The following is a 9,959-nucleotide window of genomic DNA, read 5'->3' on the forward strand; positions in this document are numbered from 1 at the left end:
GTGCAGCCCCATCCCGGGGAACGGGCTGGTGCCGAAGGTGCCCGAGCGGCCCAGCCGGCTCCAGACCCGCAGGAATCCGCCGCGGTCGTCCTCCACCAGCAGGCGGTGGTGTTCGACGCCGATCAGCTCGTCCTGGGAGTAGCCGAACAGGCGCTCCGCTGCCGGGTTCAGGAACGTGATGATCCCCTCGGTGGTCAGCAGCAGCAACGCGTCAGGGCCCTGCGTCAGCAGGGTTTCCGCTAAACCTTGTTCCACGTCGATGCCAGCCCCCAGGCGTTCGGTACTCGGGTCCACCGTCCAGGTGGTCAGTAAACTTCAAGCATCATAGGGCCCTGAGACCCAAATCACAGAACCCGCTGGGTTTCGGCAGTGGTGTCGCCGCGCAGGCCGGCGATGGTCCGCGCCGAGGCTGCGAGGGCCGTGCCCAGGCTGTCGGCGGGCTGGGGCCGGGAAAACAGGTAGCCCTGGAGTAAGTTGCAGCCGCGGGCCATCAGGTATTCGGCCTGTTCCCGGGTCTCGACGCCCTCCGCGGTGACGTTCAGGCCCAGTCCGTGGGCCATGTCAATCATGGAGTTCAGGATGGGCAGGCGCTCGGTGCCGGTGCGGATCATGGCGACAAACGACTGGTCGATCTTGAGCGTGTCCACTGGCAGGTCCTGCAGCCGGCCCAGGGAGGAGTACCCGGTGCCGAAGTCGTCCAACGCCACCCGGACCCCGGCACTCCGGAGCTGCACCAGCTGGCGCCGCACCTGGCATTCGTCCTCGAAGAACACACTCTCGGTGACCTCGATGACCAGCTGGTGCGGGTCCACGCCGCAGGAGCCGGCGGTGGCGAACAGCAGTTCCGGGAAGTTGCCCTGCTGCAGCTGGACGCCGGAGACGTTGATGGCGAGGGAGCGGGTGGGGTCCTCGGACAGCCAGGGTCCCAGCTCCGTGCAGCCGCGCAGCAGCACCTCGGTGCCGATTTCCACGATCAGGCCGCTGCGCTCCGCGGCGGGAATGAACTGCTGCGGCGGGACCAGGCGCCCGTCGCGTTCCCAGCGGACCAGCGCCTCGACCTTGACCACGGTGCCCAGGCTCGAGGAGACAATCGGCTGGTAGTGCACCGCGAGTTCACCGTTGTCGACGGCGGCGCGCAGCCCGGCCTCCAGGTGGGTGCGTTCCAGCAGTTCGGTCATCATTTCCGGGCGGAAGCGCAGGTAGCGGTTCTTCCCGGCGGACTTGGCCGCGTACATGGCGATGTCCGCGCGGCGGAGCAGCTCGGAGGCGTCGCCCGCGTCCTCACCGATGGACGCCAGGCMCAGGCTCAGGCTCGGGCGCAGCATGGTCCCGTCGAGCCAGACCGGCACCTTCAGGGATTCGATGATCCGTTGGGCGGCCGCGTCGGCATCGAGCGAGCCGACCAGGAGGACCACAAATTCGTCGCCGCCCAGCCGTGCTACAACGTCGCTGGGCCGGACGCAGGCGCGGAGCCGGCGGCCCACCTCGATCAGCATCTGGTCCCCGGCGTGGTGGCCGTGGACGTCGTTGACTTCCTTGAAGTCGTCCAGGTCCAGCAGCAGGACGTCGACGGCGGTCCCGCAGGGCCCGGCCAGGGCGTGCGCCAGCCGGTCGTTGAAGAGCTGGCGGTTGGAGAGCCCGGTCAGCGGATCCTGGAACGCGAGGGTCTTGAGCTGGCTGGCCTGCTGGGCGAGGTCCGCCATGGCCCGGTTGATCTGGTCCTGGTCCCGCCGGGCCTGGCTGACGTCGCGGAAGCTCCAGACTCGGCCCACCACGCGGTCCTCCACCTTTTGCGGGCGGGAGTAGCGTTCGAAGGTGCGTCCGTCGCGGAAGTGCAGCACGTCGTGGCTCTCAGCCGCCGGGTCCGCGTACAGGGCCGTGACCTTCGCGAGGAACTGCTCGGGGTCCTGCAGCTGGCCGAGCACGGAGCCGATCACGGCCTCGTCATCGCCGGCGTCGACCAGGTCGCGGGGGATGCCCCACATGGTCAGGAACTTGTTGTTCACGGAGGAGATGCGGCCCTCGGCGCTGACCACCAGGATKCCGTCCGCGGTGGACTCCAGGGTGGCCGAGAGCAGGGACATGGCTTCGCGGAGCCTGGCGTCCTCTTCGGTGCGCGCAGAAGTGTTCACGCGGCCGGAGCCGAGCGATTGTGAGACCAACGATGTTCCATGAGAATCCTCCCCACAGAAATCATAGGGTGCAGAGCGGGGCCGGGGCGCCGCCGCGCGGATATCCGTCGGGTTTGGGGTGCTRCCGCTCAGTCGGCGGTAGCCAGCCGGTCCCAGGCCGCCGCGTCCACGGGGGTCCCGGCGTCGGACCGTCCCAGCCCGCGCACCGTCCAGCCGGCCGCGGACCAGGCGGCGGCGTCGAGCGCGTTCCGGGCGTCCAGGATATTCCGGCGCCGGACCAGGCCGCCGGCGGCCGCGGGCGACAGCGCACGGTAGGCCTCCCACTCCGTTAGCAGCAGGACCAGCTCGGCGCCGTCGAGCGCCTGCTCCACCTCGGCCTCGAAGCGCAGCTGCGGGTAGCGCAGCCAGGCGTTGTTGATCGCTGCCGGGTCCGTGACGGTGACGTGCGCGCCGGAGTCGGCCAGCTGCTGGGCAACATCCAGGGCCGGGGAGTCGCGGATGTCATCGGTGTCCGGCTTGAAGGCTGCCCCCAGCACGGTCACGCGCCGGCCGCCGAGCTGGCCGCCGCAGAGTTCCCGTGCCGCCTCCACGGTGCGGGAGCGTTGGCTCCGGTTGATCCCGTCCACCGCGGCCATCCAGGCGTCCACCGAGTCCACGCCCAACGTTTGCGCCTGCACCCGGAGTGACCGGATGTCCTTGGGCAGACAGCCGCCGCCGAAGCCGAGCCCGGCGTGCAGGTACCGGCCGCCGATCCGCGGGTCCAGCCCCATCGCCTCGCCCAGCTCGGTCACATCGGCGCCCGACGCGTCGCAGAGTTCGCCCATGGCGTTGATGAAGCTCAGTTTGGTGGCCAGATACGCGTTCGACGCCGACTTGATCAGTTCCGCTGTGGCGAAGTTGCAGACGAGCCGGGGGATGCCCGCGGAGAGAAGCGGAGCGTAGACCGTGTCCAGGACGGACGTGACGGCCGCGCCCGTGCTGTCCGGGCGCTTGGCCGAGTCCTTGCCGCCCGGTACGCCGTACACCAGCCGGTCCGGGACCAGCGAGTCCTTGACCGCGGTGCCCTGGCGGAGGAACTCGGGGTTCCAGCCAAGCAGCACGTCCGGCCGGCCTGCGAGGACTCCGCGGAGCATTTCCACCGTTCCCACCGGCACAGTGGACTTGCCGACGACGGCGGCGCGCGGGGCCAGGAACGGCAGCACCGACTCGATCGCTGAGACGAGATAGCTGAGGTCGGCGCCGTCGGAGGTCTTGGACTGCGGTGTCCCGACGCAGAGGAAGTGCAGTTGCGCGCTGGCGGCGTCGGCGAAGCTGGTGGAGAACGCGAGCCGGCCGTTGGCGCGGCCATCGCGGAGGAGCTCGTCCAGGCCGGGTTCGTGGAACGGGGCGGTGCCGCGGTCCAGCTGGGCGATCTTGGCGGCGTCGACGTCAATCCCCACGACGGTGTGGCCCATCGAGGCCAGGGTGGCAGCGTGCACCGCGCCGAGGTAGCCGCAGCCGATCACGGAAATCTTCACAGGGTTGCTCCTCTGGTAGGGGCGGTGGTGGTTGCGGTTGGTCTCGTGGCCGGGGTGGTGGCTCTGTTGGCGGGGTTGGACTGGACGGCGGGGTTGGCCTGGACGGCCTCGTAGTGACCGACGAGTTCCCGTCCGAGTGCCTCCCACGTCCGGCCTTGGACCGAAGCGTGCGCGGCGGCGGCGAACGCGCGGCGCTTGGCGTCGTCGCCCGTCAGGTCCGCCACGCGGGACCGCATCTCGGCGAGGTCTCCCGGTTTGTAGAGCCAGCCGGTCCGCGAGTTTTCCACGAGGTCCAGCGGGCCGCCGCGCCCGGTGGCGACCACGGGGACGCCGGAGGCCATCGCTTCCTGGATGGTCTGGCAAAAGGTCTCGAACTCGCCCGGGTGGACGAACAAGTCGAAGGAGGCGACGGTCCGGGCCAGGTCCTCGCCGCCCAGGAATCCGGTGAACACGGCCCGGGGCAGCGCGGCTTCGAGGGCTTCGCGCTGCGGCCCGTCGCCGACGATCACCAGCCTGGTCCCGGGGATGTCGGCGAGTACGGCCAGGTCCTCCACCTGCTTCTCGACGGCGAGACGTCCCACGTAGCCGATGATGCGCTCGCCGTCCGGGGCCACGGAGGCCCGCCACGCGTCGTCGCGCTTCTCCGGGCTGAACCGTCGGGTGTCCACGCCGCGGCGCCACATCTGAACGCGGGGGATGCCGCGGCCCAGGAACTGGTCGCGGGCGAAGGTGGAGGGGACCAGGGTGCGGGTGGCGAGGAGGTGGATCTGCTCCACCCGGTTCCACGCCCAGTTCTCCAGGAACGGGACGCCGTAGCGCGCCGCGTAGCCGGGGACTTCGGTCTGGTAGATGGCGACGCTGGGGATGCCGAGTTGATGCGCGGCCTGGGCTGCCCGCCAGCCAAGCACGAACGGGGAGGCGAGGTGGACGACGTCGGGCGCGTAGCCGGCAAGGATTCGCTTGACCCGGGCCACACCGCCCAACGCCACCCGTACATTCGTGTAGCCGGCCAGGGGGACGGAGGGGAGCCGGTGGATTTTCGCGCCGTGGACCTCTGCGGGGACGTCGGTGTCCTGCGTGGAGGGCGCGATTACCAGCACCTCGTCGCCCCGGTCCTGCAGGTGCTCCAGGACCCTCAGGATGGAGTGCGTGACCCCGTTCATCTGGGGCAGGAATGATTCGGCGACTAGTGCGATCCTCACGCCTCCACGGTGGCCGCGGCCGCTGACGGGGCGGGGGCGTCGGCGTGGCCTGCAGGGGAAGAGTGGGTTAACAAGCGTGTGCATGGCTGGGGTTCCTGCGGGGAGGGGTTTCGGGGTGGGGTCGATGCTGGCTCGGGGTGGGCGGGCTGACCGGGGCTGCTGCGCCGGTAGAGTGGGCGGAGCGCGGGACCGGGAGCTGATCGGGCGGCTTCGTGGAGTGATCGGCGGAGCTGGGGCTGGGTGCTTCCTGGTGTCGGCTGCGAAGTCGAGACTTGGGTGGCCTGCGCTGTGACCACCCGATTCACCAAAAGTGGCCGCTAAACCACCCCGCGAAGCGGCCATAAGTGGCAAATCGACGTCGGCTCGGGGCTGGAGAAGGTCCAGGGGTCCGCGCCCATACCGAGCGCGCCGGACCGGGGAGTGGCCGGAGAGCGTTCCCTACTCCGACGCCGTTTGCCACAAAGGGCCGCTTTGGAGAACCCCATTGCGGCCATATGTGGCGAATGGACGAAGGACCACGCTCAAGTTGGGCCCTGGAGCCCTCAAATCAGGACTCGCCCGTCGCCTACAACCAACGAGCAGCCTCGGGTCAGCCCCAACACTGGCCCGCACGCCCCGAGAACCGTGCCGATGACAACCGGCTCCGCTCCGAGGGAACGCACCCCCGCCACCCAACGCACCCCGGCTACGCACCGCAGCCACCCCGCATCCGAGCCACCCAACGCACCCCACCCCCCACAGCAGGAAGCTGGTGCGGACACCTATAACGCTCCAGGGGCCCACACCAGCAGGTAGTGCGAATTTGTTGGATTACTGAAAATCGGTCCTCATTCGCGGCTCCCTTTTCCCGGAGTTCAGTTACCGGGTTTGTGCGTCATCGGCCAGATGCCTCGCGAGCAGCCAGCCGGYGCCAATCATTGCCACGCCCAGCACCATGTGAGTCCAGTTGTCCATGGTGTTGAACGCCATGAAATTGGCCGCCGACCCCACGCCGACGATCAGCCCGTAAACGCCAAAGATGATGTACAAAAGGCCGAAGCCCATGAGGAAGTTCCGGGCTCCCATGTCGTTGCGGGACATGGTCCAGCCGGCGGCGCCAATGGCGAGCTGAACGATGTTCAGGAGCATGGACACCTGGAACAGGCCGAGGAACATGGCCCTGGAATCGGGTCCGAGGAACCTCAGTTCGCTGTACTGCGCGGTGATGCCCGGGATGAATCCCAGGACGCCCACGGCAAGTAGCACAATACCCACACCCATGCCGACGTTTTGGACATCAGTCCGTCCGAAATGTACGCCGTGTGCATGTGGGGATGCGGTAGTCATTTTCTGCCTCCAACCACTGTTTGCGGACACTTAAAATTTTACGGCGGGGCACCGGAAAAAGCGCCGGTCCGGAGCCGGGCCGCCCGCACGCGGCGGGCTGATTTCCGGGGCATAGCGCCTGTCGGAGCGGGGCGCGGTGCCCGGCGCGTGGCACCATGGAACACGATGAAACTGCGCGCTGATCAGACCGGAAACCGTGGCCTTCCGATGCCCCTTTGGCTACAGGGTGCGCTGGAGTCCGCGCAGGCCGCTGTGATCTCGGCGCTGATCGTGGTGGTCCCGATCGTCGCGGTCTGGGCCTCGGCCGGATTCCGCGAGAACGGCTTCGAATTCCTGGCCCGCCTGGCCGGCCAGGCCTGGCTGCTGATCCACGGCGTCCCGCTCCTGCTGGAGACCGTGGGTGCCGGTACCGCCGGCCGCCCCGAAACTGGCACGCTCTCGCTGATTCCGCTGGGCCTGACGCTCATCCCGTTCCTGCTCGCGTGGCGTGCGGGGCGGCGGCTGGCCCGGGCCTCGTACACGGACCAGCTCTGGCAGGCGCTGCTGGGGTCCTGGCTGATGTACGGCGCGTTCGGGTTCGCCACCGGCTTCGTCTGCCGCACCTCCGACGTCGGCGTCAGCCTCTGGTACGCCACCCTGGTCCCGCTGATCCCGTTCGCCCTCGGCATGGTGATCGGTGCACGCCGGGAAGCCGGTTCCTGGAGCCGGCTGATCGGCGTCGACGCCGTGGCCTGGCTCTCGCGCACCAGCCAGCACTCGCGCTGGGCCGGGTCCTACCTCGGATCCGCCGTCAAGGCCGGATTCGTGGCCGTGATGGCCACCCTGGCGATGGCCTCCGCCCTGCTCGCCGTGGACCTGATCATCCACTGGAACCTCATCATCGCCGTGTATGAAGCGCTCGACGCCGGCCCCGTAGGCGGTGCGGCGCTTACCATCGCGCAGCTCGGCTACCTGCCCAACCTTGCCATCTTCGCGCTCTCCTGGACCTCCGGCTCCGGCTTCGCGCTGGGCGCTGGGTCCCACGCCGGGCCGCTGGCCACCGCCGTCGGACCGCTGCCCTCCATCCCGGTGTTCGCCGCCCTCCCGGCCGGCGCGCTGGAGTACGGCTTCGTGGCCCTTGTGGTTCCTGCCCTGGCCGGGCTCCTGGCGGGCTGGTGGTTCCTGCGCGAGGGTGAAAACCACTTCGACGAATGGCTCTCGATCAAGGTCAAGGCGCGCTGGTTCACGGCCACGGTCTCGACGCTGGTCCTCGGCGCCATGATCGGCGCCGTGGCGGGTGTCCTCGCGGCGGCCCTGGCCTGGCTGGCCCGCGGATCCGCCGGCATCGGCAGGCTCACGGACATCGGACCGGATCCGCTGGCGACTGCCATCTTCGTCGCGGCCGAAACGGGGATCGGCGTCGTGATCGGCTACGCCGCCGGGCCGTGGCTGGAACGGCGCCAGAAGCTGCACGAGACAGAGCTGGAACTCGCCGCCGAGGCCGACTGACCCCGCAAGCCGGCTGATCCCTAAATCGACAGGCCCCGGCAGGGACGACGACGGCGGGCGGCCTTCAGCGCAGCTGCATGGGCAGCGACTTCTCCAGTTGCGTCCGGCACATCGAGGTTGCCTGCTCAGTGAGGGCGTGCCTTGAGCATTGCTGGAAGTCGCGGACCTGGTTGAAGAACACCGCCGAGGTGACAACCACCAGGACCATCACGGCGGTGACCAGCAGGCCGGAAATGGTTCCGAACAGCACCAGCCGGGACTGCTTGAACCGGGTGGCGCGCACCAGCAGCACGACGCCGAGAGCCACCGCAGCCGCTGTGAGGATGGCGGTGAGCCAGAGGTAGTTGACGTCCAGCTGGAAAACGAAGAACGCTCCCAGCACCACCACTATGAAGGTGCGGAACAAATTGTGGGTCCGCAGCAGCGATGCCTTGCCCGCGTCGGTCCGGGGGTTTGGGCCCCGTTGTGCTGGGTCCGGCTCGTGGGGCGAATTCATATTTTCCAGCGTACGCGAATGGCCCCATAAGCTAAGTCAATGCGCATTGTTGTCCTCGTCTCCGGTACCGGTTCCAACCTGCAGGCTGTTATCGACGCCGTTTCGGCCGGCGAACTGGCGGTCGAGCTCGCCGCTGTGGGCGCGGACCGGTCCGGGACCTACGGGGTGGAGCGCTCCGCGGCAGCCGGCATCCCGACGTTCGTGGTGGACTTCAAGGCGTACCCGGACCGGGCTGCGTGGAACGCGGCGCTCGCCGACACCGTCGCCGCGTACAGGCCCGACGTCGTCGTATCCTCCGGGTTCATGCGCATTGTCAGCGCCGACTTCATCGCCGCCTTTGACGGCAAGTACCTGAACACTCACCCGGCCTTGTTGCCGGCGTTCCCGGGCGCGCACGGTGTCCGCGACGCCCTGGCGTACGGCGTGAAGGTCACCGGCTGCACGGTCCACTGGGCCGACGCCGGGGTGGACACGGGCCCGATCATCGCGCAGGAGGCCGTCGCCGTGCTCGACGGTGACACCGAGGAGTCGCTGCACGAGCGGATCAAGACGGTGGAACGGCGGCTGCTGGTGTCCACCCTGAAGACCCTCGCCGCGGGCGTTACTGCGGCCTGATCCGGCGGTCCAAGTAGTCGGGGCGGTAAAAGCGAGTACCCGGCGAAAAAGTCGGGTACTGGATGGCGAAATTCGAGTATTAGCGGACCGGTTTACGCGGGGAATAGGGCCATAGTCTGGCGCGCAGTCTCATTCGTCTCTTGCGTCCCTGGGGGTCTCACGTGCCACACTTCAGCTTTGCCAAAACCAGTCCGAAAGTTCTTTGCCTCACCGCGGCGCTTGTCCTCGGGACCGGCGCCATTTCTGCCGCCTACGCTGCCTCGACCACGTCCGGTACCGGGGAAATCAACGGCTGCTACAACGTCAACAACGGCGGTCAGCTCCGGGTGCTGACGGCCGGACAGTCCTGCGACCTGAAGAAGGAGACGCCGATCACCTGGAACATGCAGGGTGTCCAGGGAGTCGCCGGTGCACAGGGGATTCAGGGTGTTGCCGATCCCCGCGGAATCCAGGGCCTGACCGGCCTTACGGGTGAAACCGGGGCCATCGGCATCCAGGGTTTCCAAGGCGAGAAGGGCGATAAGGGTGACACCGGATCCCAGGGCGCGACCGGTGAAACCGGCGCCAAGGGCGACACCGGGGAGACCGGTGCGAAGGGCGACACCGGGGCCAAGGGTGACAGCGGCGAGGTAGGCCCCACCGGAGCCACGGGGGCCCAGGGCGTCCAGGGCGTCCAGGGCGAAACCGGGAAGACCGGCGACACCGGAGCCCAGGGCGCGAAGGGTGACACGGGCGACGTCGGGCCTGCCGGGGCCAAGGGCGACACCGGGGCTGTCGGCGCCACGGGCGCTACCGGTGCCAAGGGCGAAACAGGCGAAACAGGCGCCACCGGGCTCCGGGGTGCGACCGGCGCCACGGGTCCCGTGGGGCCGGCCGGCGCGACAGGTGCCACCGGTGCCACGGGTGCTGCTGCATCCACCAGCGTGTCGGTGGCCACGGCCAGCGGCGCCACGCTGACGGTGGTGGCGAGCTGCCCCGCGGGCCAGGTGGCCACCGGCGGCGGGTTCTCCCTCAACTCCGGCAACGGCAACCAGGTACTGGCCAGCCAGCCCGTGGTCGGTGCTGGAGGTCAGCCCATCGGCTGGTCCGTCACCCAGCTCAAGACCAACACCCTCTCGGTGTCGGTGACCTGCATCCAGTAGCCGACAGCCGGCATCCACCCCGGATGCCCTATCACTTACGG

The 9,959-nt window shown here is 68.8% G+C and carries 9 protein-coding genes; 3 read left to right on the forward strand and 6 right to left on the reverse strand.

Going from position 1 to position 9,959, the window contains the following annotated elements; genetic code table 11:
• The 5 genes from AC1DHD_RS10045 to AC1DHD_RS10065 all read right to left on the reverse strand — a co-directional run.
• A partial coding sequence (locus AC1DHD_RS10045) for a PAS domain-containing protein (RefSeq protein ID WP_476879577.1) occupies positions 1-294 on the reverse strand: 294 nt, incomplete at its 3' end.
• 50 nt (positions 295-344) lie between these two features.
• Positions 345-2,132, reverse strand: a complete 1,788-nt coding sequence (locus tag AC1DHD_RS10050) for a putative bifunctional diguanylate cyclase/phosphodiesterase (RefSeq protein ID WP_476879578.1) — start codon at positions 2,130-2,132, stop codon at positions 345-347.
• Between the two features lie 128 nt (positions 2,133-2,260).
• Positions 2,261-3,649 (reverse strand): UDP-glucose dehydrogenase family protein, encoded by a 1,389-nt coding sequence (locus tag AC1DHD_RS10055; RefSeq protein ID WP_476879579.1) that lies wholly within the window; start codon positions 3,647-3,649, stop codon positions 2,261-2,263.
• Entirely contained in the window at positions 3,646-4,851 is a 1,206-nt protein-coding gene (locus AC1DHD_RS10060) for a glycosyltransferase family 4 protein (protein WP_476879580.1), read from the reverse strand. Before AC1DHD_RS10060 ends, AC1DHD_RS10055 begins: the two co-directional genes overlap by 4 nt.
• 858 nt (positions 4,852-5,709) lie before the next feature.
• A complete protein-coding gene (locus tag AC1DHD_RS10065) occupies positions 5,710-6,177 on the reverse strand; it encodes a DUF4383 domain-containing protein (protein WP_476879581.1) in 468 nt (155 codons plus the stop codon).
• A gap of 165 nt (positions 6,178-6,342) precedes the next feature.
• Between AC1DHD_RS10065 and AC1DHD_RS10070 the strand changes: the two genes are divergently transcribed.
• Positions 6,343-7,665 carry a cell division protein PerM gene (locus AC1DHD_RS10070; protein WP_476879582.1) on the forward strand — a complete coding sequence of 441 codons (1,323 nt, stop codon included), beginning with the start codon at positions 6,343-6,345 and terminating at the stop codon, positions 7,663-7,665.
• A gap of 64 nt (positions 7,666-7,729) precedes the next feature.
• Here the strand turns inward: AC1DHD_RS10070 and AC1DHD_RS10075 are convergent, their stop codons facing one another.
• Positions 7,730-8,161, reverse strand: a complete 432-nt coding sequence (locus AC1DHD_RS10075) for a hypothetical protein (RefSeq protein ID WP_476879583.1) — start codon at positions 8,159-8,161, stop codon at positions 7,730-7,732.
• A 39-nt stretch (positions 8,162-8,200) separates the two neighbouring features.
• On the opposite strand from AC1DHD_RS10075, the gene purN reads away from it, so the two are divergent.
• Together purN and AC1DHD_RS10085 are read left to right on the forward strand one after the other, a co-directional pair.
• Positions 8,201-8,776 carry a phosphoribosylglycinamide formyltransferase gene (purN, locus tag AC1DHD_RS10080; protein WP_476879584.1) on the forward strand — a complete coding sequence of 192 codons (576 nt, stop codon included), beginning with the start codon at positions 8,201-8,203 and terminating at the stop codon, positions 8,774-8,776.
• Positions 8,777-8,937: 161 nt separating this feature from the next.
• Positions 8,938-9,918 carry a collagen-like domain-containing protein gene (locus AC1DHD_RS10085; protein ID WP_476879585.1) on the forward strand — a complete coding sequence of 327 codons (981 nt, stop codon included), beginning with the start codon at positions 8,938-8,940 and terminating at the stop codon, positions 9,916-9,918.
• Positions 9,919-9,959: the final 41 nt, after the last annotated feature.

The organism is Arthrobacter sp. 05L45_2 (genome assembly GCF_056397525.1).